Source organism: Thiomonas sp. UBA7699 (assembly GCF_002482605.1).
In the GTDB taxonomy this organism is placed as follows: domain Bacteria; phylum Pseudomonadota; class Gammaproteobacteria; order Burkholderiales; family Burkholderiaceae_C; genus Thiomonas; species Thiomonas arsenitoxydans.
Map to the genome: position 1 here is coordinate 96,097 of NZ_DLGH01000030.1, position 23,036 is coordinate 119,132.

The following is a 23,036-nucleotide window of genomic DNA, read 5'->3' on the forward strand; positions in this document are numbered from 1 at the left end:
GCAATACTGCGCCACGCACACTGCCTGCCCATCCCCAAAAAAATTCTGCAGGAGACAACATGAAAGCTTCCCTTCGTTTGCCCGCGGCGCTCGGTCTGTGCGCCTTGCTGTCCGCACCCGCCTTCGCGGCCGAGCCCCTCACCGTCACGGTCCACCGACTCACCCTTGAGACCGCCGAGCGCATCGCGCAGGGCGCCATCAAGACCTGCCGCGCCAAGGGCTTGCAGGTCAGTGTGACCGTGGTCGATCGCAACGGCATCGTGCAGGCCACGCTGCGCGACACCCTGGCCCCGCCGGTCTCACTGGCCATCAGTCGGCAAAAGGCCTACACCGCCGCCATGTTCGGCATCAAAGGCACCGCCATGGGGCCGCAAGCCGCCTCGCCCCTGGCGCTGCTCGGCGACGGCCTGGCCTTCACCGCGGGTTCCGTGCCGATCGAAGCCGGGGGCCGGATGTACGGCGCCGTGGGCGTGAGCGGCGCGCCGGACGGCAAGGTCGACGAGGAATGCGCCCAGGCCGGACTCGACGCGGTCTTGCCCGATCTGGAAATGCAGTAAGGGCCTGCGCGTCCCCTCGCGTTTCCCGTTGCTCTTCCCTGGTTTTCCCTACTCGCGCCCCTGCCTACAATCCTCACTCAGTTCTGCGTGACCTCGCGCCGCGCAGAACTGACCGACACAACGGCCTGCCTTTTTTTTGGGCAGCCCGATCAACCCGCATGAAATCAGGGCTTTCCGCCCATCCGGTGTGACATTTTCCCCAGCCGCTGGGGATAACTGGGCACCGGTGGCACCCCTGTGGATAATTTTCCGATCCTCCATGGCTAGTCGCCGACCTCCCGCCTATTCCGAATCGTCCATCCGCGTGCTCAAGGGCCTGGAGCCCGTGCGCCAGCGTCCGGGCATGTACACCCGCACCGACAACCCGCTGCACATCGTGCAGGAAGTCATCGACAACAGCGCTGACGAAGCCCTGGGCGGATACTGCCAGCACATCGCCGTCACCCTGCACACCGACGGCAGCATCAGCGTGGAAGACGACGGCCGCGGTATCCCCTTCGGCCTGCACCCGGAAGAGAACGCGCCGGTGGTCGAGCTGGTGTTCACCCGGCTGCATGCCGGGGGCAAGTTCGACAAGCTGCAGGGCGGCGCGTACAGCTTTTCGGGCGGGCTGCACGGCGTGGGCGTTTCGGTCACGAATGCACTGGCGGCGCGGCTGGAAGTGACGGTCTGGCGCGACGGTCAGGTGGCGCATCTGGTGTTCGCAGGTGGCGACGTCATCGAGCCGCTGACGGTGCGCAAGGCCGCACGCGATGAGCGCAGAAGCGGCACCCGTGTGCGCGTCTGGCCCGATGCCAAATACTTCGACAGCCCGCATCTTCCGCTGGCCGAACTCACCCATCTGCTGCGCAGCAAGGCGGTGCTGCTGCCCGGGGTCAAGGTCGATCTGATCCAGGAGAAAACCGACGACACGACGCACTGGGAATATGCCCGCGGGCTGCGCGACTATCTGCTCAGCAGTCTGCCCGCCGAGCCCTACATCGACCTGTTCGAAGGCGAGCACTACGCCAGCGCTTCAGAGCAGGAGAGTTTCGCCGAAGGCGAGGGCGCGGCCTGGTGCGTGGCCTTCACCGAAGAGGGCGCCGTGCTGCGCGAGTCTTACGTCAACCTCATTCCCACCCCGGCCGGCGGCACGCACGAAGCCGGCTTGCGCGAGGGCCTGTTCCAGGCGGTGAAGGGTTTCATCGAGCTACACAACCTGCAGCCCAAGGGCGTGAAACTGCTGCCCGAAGACCTGTTCGCGCGGGCGTCCTTCGTGCTTTCCGCGCGGGTGCTCGATCCGCAGTTCCAGGGCCAGATCAAGGAAAAGCTCAATAGCCGCGATGCCTTGCGCCTGGTTGGCCAGGCGGTGCGGCCCACGCTTGAACTCTGGTTGCACGAGCGCGTCGATCAGGGCAAGAAGCTCGCTGAACTGGTCATCCGCCAGGCGCAGAGCCGCCTGCGCGCGGCGCAGAAGGTAGAGAAGAAAAAAGGCTCGGGCGTGGCCGTGCTGCCGGGCAAACTGACCGACTGCGAAAGCCGCGATACCGAACGCACCGAACTGTTTCTGGTGGAGGGAGATTCCGCCGGCGGCTCGGCCAAAATGGGCCGCGACAAGGAGTTCCAGGCCGTGCTGCCATTGCGCGGCAAGGTGCTCAATTCCTGGGAAATCGAACGCGACCGGCTGTTTGCCAACACCGAGATCCACGACATCGCCGTGGCCATCGGCGTCGATCCGCACGGCAAGGACGACGTGCCGGATCTGTGCAACCTGCGTTACGGCAAAATCTGCATTCTGAGCGACGCCGACGTTGACGGCTCGCACATCCAGGTGCTGCTGCTCACCCTGTTCTTCCGCCACTTTCCCAAGCTCATCGAGCGCGGTCATGTCTGCGTGGCCCGCCCCCCGCTCTACCGCCTCGACGCGCCCGCGCGCGGCAAGAAACCGGCGCAGAAGATCTACGTGCTCGACGACGCCGAACTGCAGGCCGCACAAGACAAACTGCGCAAGGACGGCCTGAAGGACGGCGCCTGGCAGATTTCGCGCTTCAAGGGCCTGGGCGAAATGAGCGCCGAGCAACTCTGGGACACTACGCTGAACCCCGACACCCGCCGTCTGTACCGCGTGCGGCCCGACGACGCAGAAGCTCTGTTCCATCAGCTCATGGGCAAAGGTGAAGCCCAGGCGCGCCGCGGGCTGATGGAGGAATACGGCGACCAGATCGAAGTGGACATTTGATATGAGCGAACAAGCCACCCTCGAATTCGACAACCGGCCTGAAGACGACACCGACTCGCTGGCGCTGGGCGACTATGCGCGCCGCGCCTATCTCGACTACGCCATTTCCGTGGTCAAGGGCCGCGCCCTGCCCGATGTGTGCGACGGTCTGAAGCCGGTGCAGCGGCGCATCCTCTACGCCATGTGGCGCATGGGGTTGGCGTTCGATGCCAAGCCGGTCAAGTCGGCGCGGGTGGTGGGCGACGTGCTCGGCCGCTTTCACCCGCATGGCGACCAGGCCGCCTACGACGCCCTGGTGCGGCTGTCGCAAGACTTCGCGCAGCGCTATCCCCTGATCGACGGTCAGGGCAACTTCGGCTCGCGCGACGGCGACGGCGCTGCCGCCATGCGCTACACCGAGGCGCGGCTTGCGCCCATCGCCCGGCTGTTGCTCAGCGAGATCGACGCGGGCACCGCCGACTTCATTCCCAACTATGACGGCTCGACCACCGAGCCCCGACTGCTGCCCGCGCGACTGCCTTTCGTGCTGCTCAACGGCGCCAGCGGCATCGCCGTGGGCATGGCCACCGAGATTCCGGCGCACAACCTGCGCGAGGTGGCCAGCGCCTGCGTCGCCCTGCTGAAGAATCCCCGCCTCGAACTCGCCGACGTCCTGGCGCTGATGCCCGGGCCCGACTTCGCCACCGGAGGCCAGCTCATCTCCAGCCCGCAGGACATCGCCGCCGCCTATGCCGTCGGCCGCGGCAGCCTGAAGGTTCGCGCCCGCTGGACGGTGGAAGAACTCGCGCGCGGCCAATGGCAACTGGTGATCAACGAACTGCCGCACGGCACCAGCGCGCAGATGGTGCTCGAAGAAATCGAGGAACTCAGCAGCCCCAAAATCCGCCCTGGCAAGAAGGCGCTCGCGCCCGAGCAGATCGCACTGAAAGCCACCCTGCTGAACCTGCTCGACACGGTGCGCGACGAGTCGGGCCGCGAAGCCGCGGTGCGTCTGGTGTTCGAGCCGCGCAGCTCGCGCATCGATCAGGCCGAGTTCGTCAACACCCTGCTCGCGCGCACCAGCCTGGAGACCAGCGTGCCGATCAACCTGGTGATGATCGGCACCGACGGCAAGCCGCGCCAGAAGGGGCTGATGGACATTCTGCGCGAGTGGATCGCCTACCGCCGCGACACGGTGCAGCGTCGTTCAAAACATCGTCTGGAACAGGTGGACGCGCGCATCCACATCCTCGAAGGTCGGCAGCAGGTGCTGCTCAATCTCGACGAGGTGATCGACACCATCCGCAACAGCGACGATCCCAGGCCGGCGCTGATGGCGCGCTTCGATCTCACCGAGTTGCAGGCCGACGACATTCTCGACATGCGGCTGCGCCAGCTCGCACGGCTGGAGGCCATCCGCATCGACAAGGAACTCGCCGCCCAGCGCACTGAAGCCGCCGAGCTGCAAAAACTGCTCGCCGACGAAAAAGCCATGACCCGGCGCATCATCAGCGAAATCGAGGCCGACGCCAAACAGTTCGGCGATGACCGCCGCACCCTCATCCAGGCCGAGCAACGCGCCGTGGCCGAGGTCAAGGTGGTCGATGAAGCCGTCACCGTCATCGTGTCGCAAAAAGGCTGGCTGCGCACGCAGAAAGGCCACGGCCTGGTGCTGTCCGCCCTCACCTTCAAGCCGGGCGATGCGCTCTACGCCACGTTCGAATGCCGCAGCGTCGATCCGCTCGTCGTGCTCGGCAGCGACGGCAGGGTTTATTCCATCGAGGTCGCCGACCTGCCCGGCGGGCGCGGCGACGGCCAGCCCGTCACCTCTTTCATCGAACTCGCACCGGGCACGCAGGCCCTGCATTACCTCGCGGGCGCCCGCACCACGGCGCTACTGCTGTGGACGGCGCAGGGCTTCGGCTTTGTCACCCACATCAGCGATGCCCTGAGCCGCCAACGCGCGGGCAAAACCTTCGTCACCCTCGAAGACGGCGACGCCCTGCAGCGCCCGCTGGTGCTCGACACCGACGCCGACGGCAGCCCTTTCGGGCGTCTGGCCACGCTCAGCGCAGACGGCCGCCTGCTGCTCTATCCGGCCGCAGAAGTCAAAACTCTGGCCCGCGGCGGAAGGGGTATCACCCTGATGGCGCTCGACGCCAAGGAAGCCCTGCAAAGCGTGGCGCAGTTGGCCGCCGAGCGCGACGCCCTGCTCGTCAGCGGCAAAGGTCGCGGCGGCACGGAACGCAGCGCCACACTCAGCGCCGCACAGCAAACCGCTTATGTCGGCAAACGCGCCCGGCGCGGACGCAAGCTCGAGGTGACGTTCAAGCCGGACCGCCTAAGCCGCGCGTAAAACAGAACGCCTGCATAGAAGCCGGGCTTGCGCTGCGACACTCAGTCCGGCTGGCGCAACTCGAACAGGTGCTGCACCTTGGTCTGGGTAAAGCCCAGACGCAAATAGAACTGATGGGTGCGCAGGCGCTCGGCGCGGCTGCGGACTTGCAGCACGGCCAGTCCCTGCGAACGCGTCCAGTCGATGGCGCGGCGCACCAGCTCCGCTCCCAGGCCTTCGCTGCGGTGCGCCTCGTCCACCACCAGCCCGGCAATTTCGGCGCAGAGCCCGGACTCCAAATGCAGCACCTTGAGCACATGCGTCCAGGCCACCACTCGCCCTTGCACTTCGGCAACAAACACCGCATGATCGGCTGATGGCAAGATGAGTGCAAGCCGCTCGCGCATGAGTACCGCAGTGGCGGGATAGCCCAGTTGACCCGACAGTGCGGCGAGCGCCTCGGCGTCGCCCAGCTGGGCCTTGCGAATCACCTCACACCTCGGCGATCAGTTCGATTTCCACCGCGGCGCCCATCGGCAGCTGCGCCACGCCAAAAGCGCTGCGGGCATGCGCGCCGCGTTCGCCGAACACCTGGGCGATCAGTTCCGACGCGCCGTTGATCACCAGATGATGTTCGGTGTAATTCGGCGCGGAGTTCACCAGACCGAGCAGTTTCACCACGCGCTTGACCCGCTCCAGATCGCCCACCGCGGCCTGCAGCGTGCCCAGCAGGTCGATGGCGATGGCGCGCGCCGCTTCCTTGGCGGTCGCGGTGTCCATGTCCGTACCAAGCTGCCCGACCCACACCTTGCCCTCTTTTTTCGCAATATGGCCTGAGAGAAACACCAGATTGCCGGTCTGCACGTACGGCACATAGGCTGCGGCGGGGGTGGAAACGGGGGGCAGGCTGATGCCCAGATTCTTGAGGTTTTGTGCGATCGACATGGCGTACTCCTTCGGGAAAACCCGAGTGTAGAACACACCCGCAGCCAGACCGCGCATAAAAAAGCGGGGCCAGCGGCCCCGCGAAACACTGCTTGGAGGAAAGGAAGTTGAGGAAAGTTTTCAGCCGACCTGTACCGGCACGAAGATGCGGTTGCTGCCGCGCTGAATCAGCAAGGCCACCGATTTGCCCGCACTCTTCAGGATGCCACGCACCTGATCGATGCTGCTGACCGACTTGCCGTCGACCGCGATCAGAATGTCGCCGGGCTGGATGCCGGCCTGTTCCGCCGGGCCGCTGACGCCCTCGACCAACAACCCATGCGACACGCCGGCCTGCTGCTCTTCATTGGCGTTGAGCGGGCGCACCACCAGACCCAGCCCGCCGTGGTCGCCCTTTGCGCCCGGGCTGGCCGAAGCGAGGGTCACGTTATCGCTGAAGTTGCCCAGAACCGCGGTGATGGTCTGCTGCTTGTGATCGTGCCACACGCCCAGGGTCACTTTGCTGCCGGGCTCGGACAGGCCGATCATCATCGGCAGATCGGCCGAATCGTTCACCGGCTGGCCGTTCACGCTGAGAATGATGTCGCCCGGCTGGAGACCGGCCTTGGATGCCGGGCTGTCTTTCTCGACCTGCGCGACCAGCGCGCCGCGAGGCGTTTGCAAGCCAAAAGAGGTCGCCAGGTTTTGCGTCACCGTCTGCACCGCGATGCCCAGCCGTGCGTGCTGCACCTTGCCATGCTCGATGATCTGCTTGGCCACGCGCTCGGCCACATTGATCGGGATGGCGAACGACAGCCCTTCAAACGCGCCGGTCTGCGTGAAGATCTGCGAGTTGATGCCGACCACTTCACCCTTGGTGTTGAACAGCGGCCCGCCCGAGTTGCCGGGGTTCACCGCCACGTCGGTCTGAATGAAGGGCACCATGCTGTCGTCGGGCAGCGAGCGGCTCTTGGCACTCACAATCCCCGCGGTCACCGTGTTGTAGAAGCCGTAGGGCGAACCGATGGCCAGCACCCAGTCACCCGGCTCCAGATTGGACGGGTTGCCCAGCCGCACCGTGGGCAGATTGGTCGCCGGAATCTTGATCACCGCGATGTCGGTCTTGGTGTCGTAGCCCAGCACCTTGGCCTTGTAAGTGCGATGGTCGGTGAGGGTCACACGCACCGAGCTGGCGCCCTTGACGACGTGCGCGTTGGTCAGAATCAGCCCGTCGGAGCTGATGATGAAGCCCGAGCCCAGCCCTTCGGTCGGCACTTCCTGCTGCTGGCCGTTATTGAATTGCTGGAAGAAGCGGAAAAACGGATCGTTCTGGAACTGCTTGGGAATCTGTTGCTGCTGCACCGTTTCCTTGGTTTCGCCCTTCACATTGATGTGCACCACCGCCGAGCCGTAGGCCTTGACGATGGAAGCGAAGTTCGGCGCGTTCACCGCCACATTGGTCGCTGGTGCGGCCGGCGGATTGTTGAATAGCGGCACGACCTTGTGGTTCATTTCAACCTGCGGCGCCGTTTCGGCATAGCTGAACTGATAGGCCATGGTGCCGGCTCCGGCGATGATGCCCGCTGCCGCCAGTGCGGCCCAGAGTTTTGACGAAACCTTCGATTTTTTGCTTTGCATGACTGCCTCCGAAACGATTCAAACGAGTTGCGATGGTGGAATGTTCGCTGCCTTGCCTTAGACTCGGCTTAAGGGTCTGCGTCTGGGGTCTACGTCTGTCGCGTCCGATCTTTGTCTGCGAGGAAAACCATGTCATCACGTCCTGTTTTGCGTCCAGTTTCACCCGTCGTCGGCCTATGGCTCGCCAGCCTTCTGTTCTGCTCTGCCGCGCAGGCGCAGTCCCTTGCGCAGCCCACCCCGGGGGTGGTCGCGGGGGTGGTGGATCTACAGGCCACGGCGCAGGTCGAAGTGGTGCCCGACCTCGCGGTGATGACTCTGGCCGCGGAACGCAGCGGGGCTGACCCGGCCAGCCTCACCGCGCAAGTCAGCAAGTCGCTCGAAGCAGCCTTGAAGCAGGCCCGCACCGTGCCCGACATCGAGGCCAGCAGTGGGGCGTTCACCACCCAGCCACGCTGGAAAACGGTGAACAATCAGTCGCAACGCGACGGCTGGACGGTGCGCGGCGGACTGGTGCTCAAGTCGCACGACTTTGCCGCTTTGGGCAAGATGGCCGGGCAACTGGCGCAGCAGGGCTTCATGATCGAATCCAACGGCTTCGAACTCTCCAAGGCCCTGCGCGACCGCGAAGAAACCACGCTGATCGATTCGGCCATAGCGCGCTTCAAGTCCAAGGCCGCCACGGCGGCGCGCGCGCTGGGCTACGGCAGCTACACCCTGCGCACCCTGAGCATCGAACCCACGCAGGGACAACTGCCGCAGCCCCGCCCCATGATGATGCGCGCCGCCGCGCCCATGGCCGAAGAGCAAGCACCCGCCGTACCCCTGGCCACAGGGCGTACCCCGCTGCAGCTCACGGTGCAGGGGTCGGTGCAGCTCACTCGCTGATACGCCGCCTCTATTTCCGCCTCTAGGGATGGTGTCCAAAAAGCCGCCGCCCACTGGCGTGGTGGTCACGCAGTCGAGACAATGACGGCATGAAACAGACCGACCTTGGCTTGGACCTGACCCACCGCAAGACCCGCAAGGCGGTCCTTCTTGACGAGATGGAACGCGTGGTTCCGTGGAATGCATTGCTGGCGTTGATCGCGCCGCATGCGCCGCGCAAGGACAAAGGGCGCCCGCCCTTCGGCATTGAAGTGATGCTGCGCATTCACTTCCTTCAACAGGGGTTCGGACTATCGGACGTGGCGATGGAAGAGGCGCTGTTCGACGTGCCGCTGTACCGGCAGTTCGCGGGGCTGGGCGGGATGAACCGGTTGCCCGACCGGGTGAGCATCCTGCGGTTTCGCCATCTGCTCGAGCGCCATGACCTGGCGCCCCAGATGCTGCAAACCGTCAACGCGACGTTGGCGGCCCAGGGGCTGTTGCTCAAGGAAGGCACGGCCATCGACGCCACGCTGATCGCGGCACCCAGTTCGACCAAGAACAGCACCGGCACACGCGACCCCGAGATGCATCAAACCCAGAAGGGCAACCAGTGGCATTTTGGAATGAAAGCCCCTATCGGCGTGGACGCCGACAGCGGCTTGGTGCACACGGTGGTGGGCACACCGGCCAACGTCAATGACGTGACCCAGGCGCATGCGCTGGTGCATGGCGAAGAATCGGCGGTGTTCGCCGATGCGGGCTACCAGGGCGTAGACAAGCGCGATGACACGCAGGCCATCGACACCCAGTGGCATGTCGCGATGCGTCCGGGCAAGCGCCGGCTGCTCGACAAGGCCGATCCCAACGACGCCATCGCCGAACAACTCGAGCACGTCAAGGCGCGCATCCGTGCCAAGGTGGAACACCCGTTCCGCGTGATCAAGCGCCAGTTCGGGCACATGAAGGTCCGCTACCGCGGACTGGCGAAGAACACCGCCCAGTTGCACACGCTGTTCGCGCTGAGCAATCTGTGGATGGCGCGCCACCGACTGATCGGCGCCATGGGATGAATGCGTCCGCAAGGCGTCAAAGCGCTGCCCAGTGCAGCGCAAAACTCGCTGCGATCCCGAATGGGCAGGCGCTTTCGGCCCCACATCGCGGTCCGACTGCATTACACGCCATCCCGTCTCCAGCCGTTCATCCGTTCACGCTTTTTGGACACCATCCCTAGTTCTCTCTTCGCTTCCGGGCCCCTAAAATCGCGGGCTTGCCCTTCTTCCCTGCCGTCCCGCACGGCCCGGTATGCCTCACACCCAGCCAGAATTCGTTCTCACCCTCTCGTGCCCGGACGCGCCAGGCATCGTGCATTCGGTCTCCGGCCTGCTCTATCAGGCGGGTTGCAACATCATGGATTCGCAGCAGTACGGTGACGCCGACACCGGGCTGTTTTTCATGCGGGTGCACTTCTCCGCCCCGGAACATCTACAAGACGCTGCCCAGCTCGCGCTGTTGTTCGGCGATGTGCGCAAGCGCTTCGACATGCAGGCTCAGTTTCACGATCTGCGCATTCGCCCCAAGGTCGTCATCGCCGTCAGTCAGTACGGCCATTGCCTCAACGATCTGCTATACCGCTGGAAGGCCGGGCAACTGGCGATGGACATCGCCGCCGTCGTCTCCAATCACACCACTTTCGCCGACCTGACGCGCAGCTACGGCATCGAGTTTCACCATCTTCCGTTGAAGGCCGGAGAAGCCGCCGAAACCAAGCGGGCGCAGGAGCAGGCCCTCTTCGGCGTGATGCAACAAAGCGGCGCGGCGCTGCTGGTGCTCGCGCGCTATATGCAGATTTTGAGCGCTGAGTTCTGCGCCCAACTCGAAGGCCGAGCCATCAACATCCACCACTCTTTCCTGCCCAGCTTCAAGGGGGCGCGCCCCTACGCGCAGGCCTATGCGCGCGGGGTCAAGCTCATCGGCGCCACGGCGCATTACGTCACCGCCGAGCTCGACGAAGGCCCCATCATCGAGCAGGACGTCGAACGCGTCGACCACACCATGAGTGCAGCCGACCTCACCGCCGTCGGCCAGGATGTGGAGAGCGTCGTGCTCGCGCGCGCCGTGCGCTGGCAGGTGGAGCATCGCATTCTGCGCAACGGCCACAAAACCGTGGTGTTCCGCTGACCCGACACAACGACCGAGACCCACCATGCCGCGCCGCAAGCTCCCGCCCCAAACCCCCTGGACCAACTCGCCCGATGATGTCGAAGCCGCGTTCTACGAGGCCCTTTCCAGCGGCAATCTCGACGCACTGATGGCCCTGTGGTCGGAAGAAGACGAGATCTGCTGCATTCATCCCGGCGGCCAACGGCTGGACGGTCAGGCAGCGATACGCGAGGGCTTCGCGCAACTGTTTGCCAACGGCGGCTTGCAGATCAATGCCGAGGTACAGCACCGCTGGCACAGCATGACCAGCGCCGCACACAGCGTGGTCGAACGCGTGCCGCTCGATGTGGACGGCCAGCCGCAATGGGGCTTCGTGCTCGCCACCAATCTGTTCGTACAAACCGCCGCCGGGTGGCGCATCGTGCTGCACCACGCCAGCCCCGGCGCGCCGCAGGCGCCGCTGGCCGCCATGGCGCCGACCGACGTCCTGCACTGAGAGGGTGTCGACGAATAGCGTCCCGCTCGGCCTCCTTACCCGCACCGTGTCTTCGACCAAGGCCGCAACTCCCTACATCGCACCGCTTTGGCTGCCCGGCGGGCAGTTGCAGACGGTGGTGCCTGCACTGATCTCACGTCCCGGCGCGCGTCGCCCCGCGTTGCGCCGTGAACGCTGGACGGCGCCCGACGGCGACTTCATCGACGTGGACTGGCTGGACGCCCCGTTCGGCCCTTCCGCCCCCCTGCTGGTACTGTTCCACGGGCTAGAAGGTTCGTCGCAGAGCCACTATGCACAGGCGATTCTCGCCGCCTGCGCCCTGGTCGGCTGGCAATGCGCCGTGCCGCACTTCCGGGGCTGCTCGGGCGAAGACAACCGCGCGCCACGCGCCTATCACTCCGGCGATTTCACCGAGATCGACTGGATACTCCAGAGATTCACTAAGACCCGCCCGCGCGCGCCCTTGTACGCCGCAGGCGTGTCGCTGGGCGGCAATGCGCTATTGCGCTGGGCGCAAGTGCAGGGCGCGGCGGCCAGCCAGCGAGTGCGCGCCGTGGCGGCCGTCAGCGCCCCGCTCGATCTGGCCGCCGGAGGCCGCGCTATCGCCACCGGCATGAGTTACCAGATCTACACCCGGCTTTTTCTGCGCACCCTCAAGCCCAAGGCCCTGCGCATGATCGCGCGTCACCCCGGGCTCGCCGATCCGCAGCGCGTGCGGCGTGCGCACAATCTGGGCGAGTTCGACGATGCCTTCACCGCCCCCATCCACGGATTCCGCGACGCGGCCGATTATTGGGAGCGCGCTTCCAGCAAACCGCATCTGCGCGAGCTTCGCGTCCCCACCCTTATTCTCAACGCCCGCAACGACCCCTTCCAGCCCGCCGCCGTGCTACCCGTCGCCAGCGCCGTCTCAGATTGGGTGCGGCTTGAGCAGCCCGCCCACGGCGGCCATGTCGGTTTTGCTCAAGGCGGCCTGCCCGGGCATCTCGACTGGCTGCCGCAGCGTCTGCTGCACTTCTTCCAACACGGAAATTAACCCATGGACAGCGCGGTACTCCAAGCCATGTCACGCTGGCCCAGCGTGCCACGCTGCACCGGCTGGCTGGCCCTCGACCAGCGCGGCCAATGGTGGATGCGCAATCACGCTGGCGCCACCACCTGGCCTCGCGATGCACAGGGGCGACTGGACAAAACCGACGCCGGCCCCGTCCTGCATGCGGGCCTGGCCGCTTTCATCGGCCGCAACTACACCGTCGATGCCACCGGCGCGTGGTACTTTCAGAACGGCCCGCAGCGGGTCGATGTCAGCTTGGAAGCCGCGCCGTGGATCATCCGCCTGCATCACGGCGCCCAAGCGGGCGAACCGTGGAGCACGCATACCGACCAGACCTGCAAGGTCGAATCCCTCTGGCTGGATGATCGGGGTCAGGTGTGGCTGCGCACCGACCTCGGCCCCGGCCTGCTGCACAGCGCCGACATGGCCCTGCTCTCCGACCATCTCGATGCCCCGGGCACACAACTCTGCCTGCCCAACGCCGCCCCCCTGACTATCGGCCACTTCACCGAGTCGCCTGCTGAGTTCTTCGGTTTCCGGCCCGATCCCCCCTGAAGTTGGCGACAAAAAAGCCCGCAGATCGCGGGCTTTTTTGTCGCAACGAAGGCGGGGAGCACCCCCTTCGACACTTATTTCGACTGAGCCACCATATAGTCCACAGCGGCCTTCACGTCATCATCGCTCGCCGACGAACCGCCCTTGGGCGGCATCACGCCGAGCTTGCCCGTATAACCATGAATCGCACGGTCGTACAGCACCGCATCGCCCTGTGCAATGATCGGCGCCCAGGCTGCCTTGTCGCCCACCTTGGGTGCGCCCGCCACACCCGCACCGTGGCAGGCGATACAGGTGGATTCGTACAAGCCCTTGCCGTCCACCTTGGTCGCCGCAACCGGCACCGCGGCACCGCTGCTTGAGCCCGCCGGCGTTGTCGCTGCAGCAGAAGCCGCAGGCGCCGCAGCGGCTGTGGTCATCGAGGCCGCATTCTGCTGTGCCGCAGCCTGACTGCTGGCCGCGACTGCGGCAGAGCCCACCGGAGCAACCCGCGCATCCACCTCAGCCGTCGCCAGCGCCTCCGAACCCGCCGGTGGCTGGCTGCTGCTGCCAATGTAAAACGCAATCAACAGCAACAAGACGATAGGAACAATGAAGCCGACGCCCATCACCATCAGAATCTTGCGCAGAGTCGGCGCAAAAGGCAGATCAGACACATCGTCGGAACTGGAAGAAGCGGAATGGGAATTCGAGTGCGGTGCGCTCATAACGGTCGAGTGTAAAAAGTGGAAATCTGAAAAGTTGCAGACGACATGATATGCGTTGCTCACGATCCCTCGACGGGGTCAACCCCAACACCGCCCGCCAGAGATCCTGAACTTGATTCGCATCATATTCAGAAACATTCTGTAGTGCGACATACCGTCGCCCCCTGTCGACCGAACCTCAAGTCAAATTCAAGTCAAATCTGCAGGCAGCCAAAGCAGAAGCCCTCCTGACATTACGTCCGCGACAGCCCCCGATCAGGTTAAGATGTTGCGTTGCACGGAAGTCACAACGCACCTTCCGCCTGCGCCCGTAGCTCAGTGGATAGAGTATTGGCCTCCGAAGCCAAGGGTCGCTGGTTCGATCCCAGCCGGGCGCACCAAGAAAACAAAAGAAAAACAGGAACTTAAAGAACAGGCCCACACTAACGCCGTGGGCTTTTTTGTGCCAAAAACGCCCGTTTGTGGGAACGCATTCCCACTCAATTCCCAGTGAGCTTGCCCGCCTCATCGCTGCGCCCGTATCTGGGCTCCTCCAGCACCGGCGTCTTGAGCCACTTGCACACCGTGGTGCGCGACAAACTCGTCAGCCGCACGATCTCCCGAACAGACCTCTTCTCGCGAAAATACATCCGCTTGACTTTGCCAATCATGGCCATGGTGATCACTCCTTCTCCCCTGCTCAAAAAAAGGCAGGGTAGGTTGAACACCCGGGTCAAATTTGGATCGGCACTATCACTGTAGGTGGGTCAATTTTCGGTCGGCGTCAACACAGCCAATTGCCCATCGAGCACTGGCATGCCTGGATCGGTGACGTCACCATCGCCGACGCTATCCTCGACCGTGTCATGCAGCAGCACCACCGCTTCACCCTGACCGGCGACTCGTTGCGCCAGGCTCCGAAACCGCCCAAAATGGAGAAAAAAGCCGACTAATCGTGACCGATCAACCTAAACTGTGAGCGCGCAACACCTCATGCTGCATGACCGGTCACGTTCGACCGAAATCGTCGGTCACGTTCGCCGAAATACGCACTCTGCGTCGCCCAGTCGGTTGAAGACCATCACACGGATCGCGTGCTCGACTTGCTTGCCCAGTTCCTTCGTTACTGTTTGATGCGGCCGCAAGAGGAGGATCATCTTGAATTCGGGGTTGGACAATGCATGGGCGCGCAGCCCGATTAGACGTTCAAGCGGTCCTGTCGTGGTGCGGCTCCAGTTGCGAACAGTCCAGTCGTGTTCGCTTTTCCGGATCGAACTGACGCAGAACCCTGAGGATTGAGGGCGCACCACCCGGCAGGCAGTGCATCGGCGGCACCACTCACGACTGGTTAAGGAACAAAGACGCCGCCGTGGGGATCCATCGTCAAGCTGATATGGCCTGCTGCGTCCAGATCGTTGACGCGGGTGTTGGCCGCCCTCCCAATGAGACTGTGGGTCGCACCGCGGATTCCGCGACCCAGTCTCACAGATTCCAAAGTGTCCTGCCGAAAGAACGAATCCTGAACCCCATGCAACAAGACAACCCGAACCTGATCGGCAAAACTTGGGCCGAAATCCAAGCAATTGAAGCGCAGTCCAGCCGCGATGACTACGACCCACGGACCGACTGGGACTCACTCGTTCAGGCTGCCAAGGTGCGGCAGGCCCAGTCGGACGCACAGTTCGCGGCGAATCCGTCGCAGACCCTCCCCGCATCCGACGGCTTGGCCGTCGTCATCGCCCGCCTCGAAGTACTGACGCGTCAGGCGAACGCATACTAATGTGCGCGAACTGCGTTGGGATTACGAGTCGATAGACTGCCGCAGAGCGGCAGTTCGACGCCTCTAATGCCGCTCCGCAGACTGATTTGCCGCGGGTGCGGCATATCTTGTGTAGAACCAGCGCTTGCCCAATTCCACCAGAGACAGATAGACCGCGAGCAACACGGCCAGAAGGCCGAAGAACTCCAGCGGCAGCGGCACGAATCCCAGGCCGCTGGCGACCGGCGAGAACGGAAGCAGCATCGCCAATGCGACCACGCCGAGCGACAGCCAAGTGAGCCAGGGGTGCGGATGGCTGCGCAGCGGATTGCGGCGGGTGCGGATGATGAAGATCACCAGGACCTGGGTGGCGATGGACTCGACGAACCAGCCGGTGTGGAACAGGGTCTCGTCGGCCTTGAGCAATGTCATCAGCAAGTAAAAAGTCAGCAAGTCGAACAGCGAGCTGATGGGGCCAATGGTCAGCATGAAGTTGCGGATGAAGGTCATGTCCCAGCGCCGCGGACGCACCAGATCCTCTTCATCCACATTGTCCAGCGGCAGCGGCAGTTCTGAAAAGTCGTAGAGCAGGTTGTTGAGCAGAATCTGCAGCGGCAGCATGGGAAGGAAAGGCAGGATGAGCGCCGCTGCCGCCATGCTGAACATATTGCCGAAGTTGGAGCTAGTGGCCATCATGATGTACTTCATCACATTGCCGAAGGTGCGACGACCTTCGAGAATGCCGGCATGCAAGACGCCGAGGTCGTTTTCCAGCAGGATCATGGCAGCGGCCTGCTTGGCCACGTCTACCGCGCTGTCCACCGAGATCCCGATATCGGCCGTATGCAGCGAGGGCGCATCGTTGATGCCATCGCCCAAATAGCCGACGACGTGGCCGCGCGCCTTCAATGCCAGCAGGATGCGGTTTTTCTGCGCCGGATTGGCGCGGCAGAAGAGATTGACGTCGGCCACACGCGCGCGCAGCGCGTCGTCGTTCATGGCCGCGATCTCCTTGCCGGTCAGCACGCCGTGGATGGGTACGCCCAATTGCATACAGATATGGCGCGTGACCCGTTCGTTGTCACCGGTGACGATTTTCACGGCGACGCCGCTGGCCGCCATCGCGGCCAGCGCCTCCCCGGCGCTCGCCTTTGGCGGATCGAGAAACGTCGCAAAACCTGCGAAGATGAGCGCCGACTCGTCCGTGACCACCGCATGCGGATGGTCAGGCGGCATGTCGCGCCAGGCGATGGCCAGCACTCGCAATCCCTCCTCGCCCAGGCTGTCGAAAAGCGCGGTGATGCACGCGCGGGCTGCTCCGTCAATCGGCGCTGCAGAGCCGTCTTCCCGCTCATATCGGGTGCACAGGCCGAGAATGTCTTCCGGCGCGCCTTTCACCACCAGAAGACGTCTGCCCTGTCTTTCCACCAGGACGGAAACGCGCCGCCGTTCGAAATCGAACGGCACTTCGTCGAGCTTGTTCCAGCCGGAGGCGTCGATCTCGTCGTGCTGCAGGATGGCGTCGTCGAGCGGGCTTTTCAGGCCGCTCTCGAAATGGCTGTTGAGATAGGCCAGTTCCAGCACATGCGCGCTGTCGCGGCTCTGCGCATCGATGTGGCGCTCCAGGCGGATTTTCGCCTCGGTCAGGGTGCCGGTCTTGTCGGTGCACAGCACGTCCATCGACCCCATGTCCTGCATAGCCGACAGGCGCTTGACGATCACCTTCTTGTCCGCCATGCGCAAAGCGCCGCGCGCCAGCGTCACCGACACGATCATGGGCAGGAGTTCGGGGGTGAGTCCCACCGCCAGGGCCACGGCGAACAGGAAGGATTCCAGCAGCGGACGATGCAGGGCGATGTTGACCAGCAGCACGAACAGCACCATTCCAAAGGTCAGGCGCATGATCAGCAGGCCGAACTGGCGCGTGCCCCGCTCGAACGCGGTTGCCGGCGGCTGTTTTTCCAGGGACGTGGCAATCTGTCCCAGTGCGGTCAGCGGCCCGGTGCGCAGGATGAGCACGCGCGCCGAGCCGCTCACCACGGAACTGCCCATGAACACGGCGTTGGGCGCATCGGCGTCCCAGGTGTGTGCTTCGAGCGTCGGGCCCAGGCGCTTTTCCACCGGATAGGGCTCGCCGGTGAGTTGGGCCTGGTTGACGAAGAAGTCATCGGCCTCCAGCGCCATGCCGTCCGCCGGCACCAGTCTGCCCGCAGAAAGAAGGACGACATCTCCGGGAACCAGCCGGCTCAGCGCAACCTCGCACGGCGTGCCGTCACGCAGCACGGTGGCGACGACCTCGACCTGTGCGGCCAGACGCTGCGCCGCCTGTCCGGCGCGATGTTCCTGGAAAAAATCGAGCGTCACGCTCGCCAGCACGATGAGTCCGATGACACAGGCCCCGGTGGCATCGCCGGTCACCGCGGAAATGCCGCTGGCCGCCAGCAGAATCAGGACGAGCGGGTTGCGCAAACGCGCCAGGAATTCCAGAATGACCAGGCGCTGCCGCTTCGGCCGGATCTGGTTCGGCCCGAACTGATTGAGCCGGGCGGCCGCCTCAGCGCTGCTCAATCCCTGGCCCAAGGAGGCTTGATCGGTCGAGGTCATGTCGAATGGTTTGTGCTGTTTTTCCCACTAGGCGTGCAGCATGCCAGACCATGATGACATTGCAGTCGATCCAGTCGCGAAGCGCCGTTGCGCGTCGATAATGGGATGACGTTTCCCATGCCGAGAGCCGCAATGAGTCAGCACAACCCCCTTCCGATGCTGGGCCATGTTTGCACCAGCCAGCGGCTCGTCGGCTGCTGGGCGCGCGGCGTGGTCATGCGGGGCAAGACCGATGGTTTGGATCGCGCTTGGGCCGCCGAGCCGCAGGCCCAGCGCGGGTCGCTTGGCAGACAAGGCGAATCAACGCACCATGCCCGTGCCGCCTAGCCCAGCCGCCGCGCTGATCGACGGCCTGCAGCAAATGTTGCAGACAGCCACCGGCCGACCGGTACGGCGCGTCGAGACGCATATCTCCTGGGTGCTGCTCGATGGCAAGTTTGCCTGGAAAGTCAAGAAACCCGTTCGTCTCGGTTTTCTCGACTTCAGCGCGCTCGAGGCGCGGCGCCATGGCTGCGAGGAAGAACTGCGGCTGAACCGCCGACTCGCCCCCGCGATCTACCTGGACGTAGTGCCGATCTATGGCAGTGCGACGGCTCCACGCCTGGGCGGCGACGGCAAGCCCATCGAATACGCGCTGCGCATGAGGCAGTTCCCCGCGGGTGCGCTCTTGAGCGAAAGGCTGACGGCCGGGAGTCTCGCCACCACCGCTATTGATCGGCTGGCGGCGCGGCTGGCCGCATTTCACGCCGCCGCGCCCGCAGCCACAGGCGAGACGCCCTACGGCGCTCCGGCGGCGATTCTTGCCGCCACGTCGAAAGTCCTGGCGGGGCTGCAAGCGCAGGTCGGCGCCCGCACGGTGGCCGACCTGCACGACTGGTGCGCGGCGCAGGGTCGGCGTCTTCGTGCACGCTTCGTGGCCCGCAAGCGCCGGGGCTGGGTGCGCGAAGGCCATGGCGATCTGCACCTGGACAACCTGGTCACCCTCGGCGATGAGGTCACGGCGTTCGACTGCGTCGAGTTCGACCCCGGCCTGCGCTGGATCGACGTGCAGAGCGACATCGCCTTCCTGACCATGGACCTGACCGCGCACGGGCGCAGCGACCTGGCGTGGCGCTTTCTCGACCGCTGGCTCGACGCCACCGGCGACCATGCCGGCGTGGCTGTGCTGCGCTACTACGCCGTCTATCGGGCGCTGGCGCGGGCGCTGGTGACGGGGTTGCGCCGCGCCGAGGGTCTGGCCAGCGCCGGGCCGGATTATGTCGGCACGGCGCGGCGGCTGGCCGCGGCGGGTGATGCGCGCCTGCTCATCACCCACGGCCTGTCGGGATCGGGCAAAAGCCATGTGGCGCAGCGACTGCTGGAGGTTGCGGGAGCGATTCGCCTGCGTTCGGACGTCGAGCGCAAGCGGCTTTTCGGCCTGCACCCGCTCGACGCGTCTGCGCCGGTGGCGCATGACATCTATGCCCCGGCAGCGACGCGGCGCACCTATGCGCGCCTGCGTGAATCGGCCGCGGCCGTGCTCGATGCCGGCTACCCGGTGATCGTCGATGCCGCGTTCCTGCGGGCGCGCGAGCGCGACGCGTTTTGCCGCCTGGCAGACCGCAAAGGCGTGCCGTTCACGATCCTGCACTGTCATGCCGACCCCGCCGTGCTGCGCCAGCGCGTGCAGGCTCGCAGCACCCGCCGCGACGATGCCTCGGAAGCCGATCTCGCCGTGCTCGAACGGCAACTCCACGACCACGATGCACTGAGCCCGGACGAAGATCTTGTCTGCATCACGGTCGACACCAACGCGCCTCTGGACGTCGATGCCATCGCGCGACGCTGGAAGGCTGCGCGATGAGCCGGGAGCACGGCCGCCCGAGCAGGGCGACCCCCGCCCGAAGGGGGCAGCTGCGCAGCGCGTAGGGGGCTTGGAGTCACAGCGCTCGGCTCGCTGCGGCGGCTCGATGGAGGCAACGGCGATTCCAACCTTGTTGGAATTTTCGGTCCGTCCCCCGGTACCGTCTTGGGCGAATTGCTGTTGCATGACTGGGCGAAAACCAAACCCCCTTCCGTCGGCACCTGGCCTCAACACAGGGAGCAAGAGGGATGCCCTGCACGCTCACGGTGCAGTGCAGGGCAATTTTTCTCTATCGCCTATGCGGCGATGAATCGCCCCTCACCTGCTGCATCAACCCCATCTGCCTCAAGGGCGTGCTTTTCGGCGCTGCGGTATTCCGTCATGGCAGACAATCTGGCCGTTTTTCGAGCGATCTGATCGCGTCCCTCTTCGGTCTGCAGGCTAGGCCCTTGTAGGCATCCGATCACGAAACCCAGATCATGGGAGTTCTGGCCGATCAAACTGAAGCTGGCACAGTACGCCCGTTTGCCCAAGGGGGCAGGTCACAGCAACTCCAGCTTTCATTCGCCTTCTTTCCCGAATTGATCGACATAGCGAAGTCAGGCGGTGGAGGGCTGCGCTTCTGCCGCCACCTTGCAGAGATTCAGTCCCTGATGCCAATGGATGGCGCGCCGTTGTGCCCCGCTCAAATAGTCATACGCCAGTCGGTAGTGGCTGTAAACCAAACGGGCGCTTTGCCGAGGGCTCAGCCCGCACACAAGATAGGGACGATAGACCTTCTCGTAAAGGCGAGGAGGTGTCCGCAAGATGTCGCGCTGCACACCCGTCGACTGCATGAACCTCTTCACTTCAGCCAAATTCCTGCCATATAGCAGGGCACGCACGCGCCACTTTGTACGGCGCAGCTGCATGGATACGCTAGTACCGCGATGGATGTGGTGCTTGATCGAGCACAACGCCCCGCCGGGCGGGGTGTTGTGCGACGCCGGGTACACGCAGTCTTCAAAAGCGCGGCGCGCGCACATAGGCGCCGCGGCCGGCGTAATGGGCCGCACTGCCCAGCTCTTGCTCGATACGCATGAGCTGGTTGTATTTTTCCACTCGCTCGCCGCGCGCGGGGGCGCCGGTCTTGAGATGGCCGGTATCGAGCGCCACGGTGAGATCCGCAATGAAACTGTCCACGGTCTCGCCTGAGCGATGCGAAACAAAAGCGCCCCAGCCGTGATCGCGCGCCAGACGGTTGGCGGCGATGGTTTCGGTGAGCGTGCCGATCTGGTTGAGCTTGATGAGCACCGAGTTGGCGATGTTCTCTGCGATGCCGCGGGCGATGATGGCCGGGTTGGTGCAGAAAATATCGTCGCCGACCAGTTCGGTAGTGTCGCCCAGCGCGTGGTTGAGCGCCTTCCATCCGGCCCAGTCGTCTTCGGCCATGCCGTCTTCGAGCAGAACGATGGGGTGGACCTTCACGAGCCGGGCGTAATACTCGACCATTTCCGGTGCCTCCAGGCGACGCTTTTCGGTACGCAGGTTGTAATACCGGCCGTCTTCGAAGAATTCACTGGACGCCGGGTCGATGGCAATCGCTACGTCGGCGCCGGGCCGCAATCCAGCCTTTTCGATGGCCTGTGCGATGAGCTCCAACGGTTGTTCGTTGGACTGAACCTGCGGGGCAAAACCGCCTTCATCGCCCACGCCGACCGACAGCCCCTTGGCTTGCAGAATCGACTGCAGCGCGTGATAGACCTCCGAGCCCCAGCGCACCGCCTCGCGCACGCTGGTTGCGCCCAGCGGCGCGATCATGAATTCCTGAAAATCGGCGCCCTGCCAATGCGCATGCACTCCGCCGTTGAGAATGTTCATGTGCGGCACCGGCAGACGCGTAGCGCCCGGGCCGCCGAGGTACTGATAGAGCGGCAGGTCGCAGGCGGCGGCAGCGGCGCGGGCAACCGCCAGTGAAACGCCCAACAGGGCGTTGGCGCCGAGCTTGGCCTTGTTGTCGGTGCCGTCCAGCGCCATCATGGCGGCGTCGATCGCCGCCTGCTCGCGGGCGTTGCGGCCGAGGAGTTGCGGCGCAAGCACTTCGTTGACATGGCCAACGGCCTTGAGCACGCCCTTGCCACCAAAGCGCCTGGCGTCGCCGTCACGCAGTTCCACCGCCTCGCGCGAGCCGGTGGACGCGCCCGAAGGCACGGCAGCGCGCGCCTTGATGCCGCTGGCCAGGGTGCAATCGACTTCGACGGTGGGGTTGCCGCGCGAATCGAGAATTTCACGGGCGGTCAGTGCGGTGATGGTGGCGTTCATGGGCAGGGCTCCAGGGCGTGAGTCGGGTCAGGTTAAGACGGTGTTGTGACAGTCTGAGAAAGCTGCGAGGTTCAGCGGGCCATCCAGGCAGCGGCAGTCAGCTTCCGTGCAGAATGCGCAGCGCATCGTCGAGGCCCGCGCCGTCGCAGTCGAGGGCGGTGATTGCGTTGCATAGCCGCACCGCCTCGGCGAGCGGTCGTTGGTGAATGTTGCGCCCGGTGGCGCTGCCCGCTGCGCCGCCTTCGGTCAGTTGCGCATGCAAGCCCCTGAGAAACGCCTCAGCGCCGCGCTCGCCGCCTCCGGCGCAGACCACGCCGGTTCGACCCGCAGCCCGCACCGCTTCGCGCAGTGACTGCGGCCCGGCGCTGGGCGCGTTGACCTTAACAAAGTCGGCGCCCAGACAGGCGGCCAATCCGGCAACGCCGGCGATCAGATGAGCGTCGTGTTCGTCGGTGATGTGCTGCCCCCGGGGGTAGGCCCAGAGGATCGCCAGTAGGCCCTGTTGATGCGCCTCGAACACCGCCTTGGCCGCCTCGGCGAGCATCTCGGCTTCGAATGCGCTGCCGGGGTAGAGGGTATAGCCGATGCCGACGATCTGCAGACCGGCGGTGTCGCGCAGCCTCACCACCTGCTCGATGGTGTGCCACTGGCGACTAAGCGGGTCTGCGCTGCGGGCGGGAACCAGGTGGGTCTTGGCGTTGAGCTTGACCACATAAGGCACATCCCGATAATCGGGCGCATAGCGCGAGATGAGTCCGAGTTGTGTGGCGAATGCGCCGATGCGCGCCCGTGAGGCAATACGGAACAGATGCTCGGGATCGGCATCATCCACGGCCACATGATCGCCGACGAAGTCGTCGTTGAGATGCTCGACCTTTTGATCGCCCGCCATGAGCATGAGCCGCCCGCTGCCCTGGGTGACGCGGTGCAGATTGGCGAGAAAGCGGGCCCGCTCGGATTCGGGAACATCTGCGGGGACGGCACGGGGTAGGGACATGAAAATCTCCGGATGGGGTTGGGCAGAACAGTGACTCCGCCCGGAAAATTCAATCCCTGTCGA

Annotated in this window: 19 protein-coding genes, 1 tRNA gene and 2 pseudogenes; 13 read left to right on the forward strand and 9 right to left on the reverse strand. The window is 64.6% G+C overall.

Annotated elements, in window-relative coordinates; all coding sequences use genetic code 11:
- Positions 1-59: 59 nt before the first annotated feature.
- The 3 genes from B3H47_RS13600 to parC all read left to right on the forward strand — a co-directional run bounded on the left by B3H47_RS13600 (position 60) and on the right by parC (position 5,110).
- Positions 60-557 (forward strand): GlcG/HbpS family heme-binding protein, encoded by a 498-nt coding sequence (locus B3H47_RS13600; protein ID WP_013122231.1) that lies wholly within the window; start codon positions 60-62, stop codon positions 555-557.
- Between the two features lie 259 nt (positions 558-816).
- The gene (locus B3H47_RS13605) at positions 817-2,775 is read left to right on the forward strand and encodes a DNA topoisomerase IV subunit B (RefSeq protein ID WP_276708217.1); all 1,959 of its coding nucleotides are present in this window, start codon (positions 817-819) and stop codon (positions 2,773-2,775) included.
- Between the two features lies 1 nt (position 2,776).
- Positions 2,777-5,110, forward strand: coding sequence for a DNA topoisomerase IV subunit A (gene parC, locus B3H47_RS13610; RefSeq protein ID WP_276708219.1), 2,334 nt, complete (start codon positions 2,777-2,779; stop codon positions 5,108-5,110).
- 41 nt (positions 5,111-5,151) lie between these two features.
- Here the strand turns inward: parC and B3H47_RS13615 are convergent, their stop codons facing one another.
- The 3 genes from B3H47_RS13615 to B3H47_RS13625 all read right to left on the reverse strand — a co-directional run bounded on the left by B3H47_RS13615 (position 5,152) and on the right by B3H47_RS13625 (position 7,651).
- On the reverse strand, positions 5,152-5,580 hold the full coding sequence (locus B3H47_RS13615; RefSeq protein ID WP_276708222.1) for a GNAT family N-acetyltransferase: 429 nt from the start codon (positions 5,578-5,580) through the stop codon (positions 5,152-5,154).
- 1 nt (position 5,581) lies between these two features.
- Positions 5,582-6,034: a RidA family protein gene (locus B3H47_RS13620; protein ID WP_013122227.1), complete on the reverse strand. Its 453-nt coding sequence runs from the start codon at positions 6,032-6,034 to the stop codon at positions 5,582-5,584.
- Positions 6,035-6,154: 120 nt separating this feature from the next.
- On the reverse strand, positions 6,155-7,651 hold the full coding sequence (locus tag B3H47_RS13625) for a Do family serine endopeptidase (RefSeq protein WP_276708995.1): 1,497 nt from the start codon (positions 7,649-7,651) through the stop codon (positions 6,155-6,157).
- Between the two features lie 129 nt (positions 7,652-7,780).
- On the opposite strand from B3H47_RS13625, the gene B3H47_RS13630 reads away from it, so the two are divergent.
- From B3H47_RS13630 to B3H47_RS13655, 6 genes are all read left to right on the forward strand, one after another.
- The gene (locus tag B3H47_RS13630) at positions 7,781-8,536 is read left to right on the forward strand and encodes an SIMPL domain-containing protein (protein WP_276708997.1); all 756 of its coding nucleotides are present in this window, start codon (positions 7,781-7,783) and stop codon (positions 8,534-8,536) included.
- A gap of 89 nt (positions 8,537-8,625) precedes the next feature.
- Positions 8,626-9,588 carry an IS5 family transposase gene (locus B3H47_RS13635; protein WP_286987544.1) on the forward strand — a complete coding sequence of 321 codons (963 nt, stop codon included), beginning with the start codon at positions 8,626-8,628 and terminating at the stop codon, positions 9,586-9,588.
- Positions 9,589-9,820: 232 nt separating this feature from the next.
- Positions 9,821-10,696, forward strand: a complete 876-nt coding sequence (gene purU / locus B3H47_RS13640; protein WP_286987545.1) for a formyltetrahydrofolate deformylase — start codon at positions 9,821-9,823, stop codon at positions 10,694-10,696.
- Between the two features lie 25 nt (positions 10,697-10,721).
- A complete protein-coding gene (locus tag B3H47_RS13645) occupies positions 10,722-11,174 on the forward strand; it encodes a YybH family protein (protein WP_276709001.1) in 453 nt (150 codons plus the stop codon).
- Between the two features lie 4 nt (positions 11,175-11,178).
- A complete protein-coding gene (locus tag B3H47_RS13650) occupies positions 11,179-12,210 on the forward strand; it encodes a YheT family hydrolase (RefSeq protein ID WP_414718246.1) in 1,032 nt (343 codons plus the stop codon).
- 3 nt (positions 12,211-12,213) lie between these two features.
- Complete coding sequence (locus B3H47_RS13655; RefSeq protein WP_276709005.1) at positions 12,214-12,783, forward strand: DUF2946 family protein; 570 nt, start codon at positions 12,214-12,216, stop codon at positions 12,781-12,783.
- A gap of 74 nt (positions 12,784-12,857) precedes the next feature.
- On the opposite strand, the gene B3H47_RS15355 is transcribed toward B3H47_RS13655, so the two are convergent.
- Complete coding sequence (locus B3H47_RS15355) at positions 12,858-13,490, reverse strand: c-type cytochrome (protein ID WP_156054296.1); 633 nt, start codon at positions 13,488-13,490, stop codon at positions 12,858-12,860.
- Positions 13,491-13,794: 304 nt separating this feature from the next.
- Between B3H47_RS15355 and B3H47_RS13665 the strand changes: the two genes are divergently transcribed.
- Positions 13,795-13,870 (forward strand) — tRNA-Arg (locus B3H47_RS13665).
- 108 nt (positions 13,871-13,978) lie between these two features.
- Here the strand turns inward: B3H47_RS13665 and B3H47_RS13670 are convergent.
- Positions 13,979-14,146, reverse strand: a pseudogene (locus B3H47_RS13670) (IS21 family transposase); the annotation flags it as partial.
- A 114-nt stretch (positions 14,147-14,260) separates the two neighbouring features.
- On the opposite strand from B3H47_RS13670, the pseudogene B3H47_RS13675 reads away from it, so the two are divergent.
- Together B3H47_RS13675 and B3H47_RS13680 are read left to right on the forward strand one after the other, a co-directional pair.
- Positions 14,261-14,422 (forward strand): annotated as a pseudogene (locus B3H47_RS13675) (ATP-binding protein); the annotation flags it as partial.
- A 575-nt stretch (positions 14,423-14,997) separates the two neighbouring features.
- Positions 14,998-15,249, forward strand: coding sequence for a hypothetical protein (locus B3H47_RS13680; protein ID WP_286987547.1), 252 nt, complete (start codon positions 14,998-15,000; stop codon positions 15,247-15,249).
- Between the two features lie 63 nt (positions 15,250-15,312).
- Here B3H47_RS13680 and mgtA read toward each other — a convergent pair whose 3' ends face one another.
- A complete protein-coding gene (gene mgtA, locus B3H47_RS13685; protein WP_286987548.1) occupies positions 15,313-17,832 on the reverse strand; it encodes a magnesium-translocating P-type ATPase in 2,520 nt (839 codons plus the stop codon).
- A gap of 310 nt (positions 17,833-18,142) precedes the next feature.
- Between mgtA and B3H47_RS13690 the strand changes: the two genes are divergently transcribed.
- Positions 18,143-19,675 (forward strand): AAA family ATPase, encoded by a 1,533-nt coding sequence (locus B3H47_RS13690; RefSeq protein ID WP_286987549.1) that lies wholly within the window; start codon positions 18,143-18,145, stop codon positions 19,673-19,675.
- 599 nt (positions 19,676-20,274) lie between these two features.
- Here the strand turns inward: B3H47_RS13690 and B3H47_RS13695 are convergent.
- The 3 genes from B3H47_RS13695 to B3H47_RS13705 all read right to left on the reverse strand — a co-directional run bounded on the left by B3H47_RS13695 (position 20,275) and on the right by B3H47_RS13705 (position 22,973).
- On the reverse strand, positions 20,275-20,700 hold the full coding sequence (locus B3H47_RS13695) for a DUF535 family protein (protein ID WP_324344542.1): 426 nt from the start codon (positions 20,698-20,700) through the stop codon (positions 20,275-20,277).
- Positions 20,678-21,976 carry a phosphopyruvate hydratase gene (gene eno, locus B3H47_RS13700; RefSeq protein ID WP_286987552.1) on the reverse strand — a complete coding sequence of 433 codons (1,299 nt, stop codon included), beginning with the start codon at positions 21,974-21,976 and terminating at the stop codon, positions 20,678-20,680. The genes B3H47_RS13695 and eno overlap by 23 nt, the downstream gene beginning before the upstream one ends.
- Before the next feature lie 97 nt (positions 21,977-22,073).
- The gene (locus B3H47_RS13705) at positions 22,074-22,973 is read right to left on the reverse strand and encodes an aldolase (protein WP_286987554.1); all 900 of its coding nucleotides are present in this window, start codon (positions 22,971-22,973) and stop codon (positions 22,074-22,076) included.
- Positions 22,974-23,036: the final 63 nt, after the last annotated feature.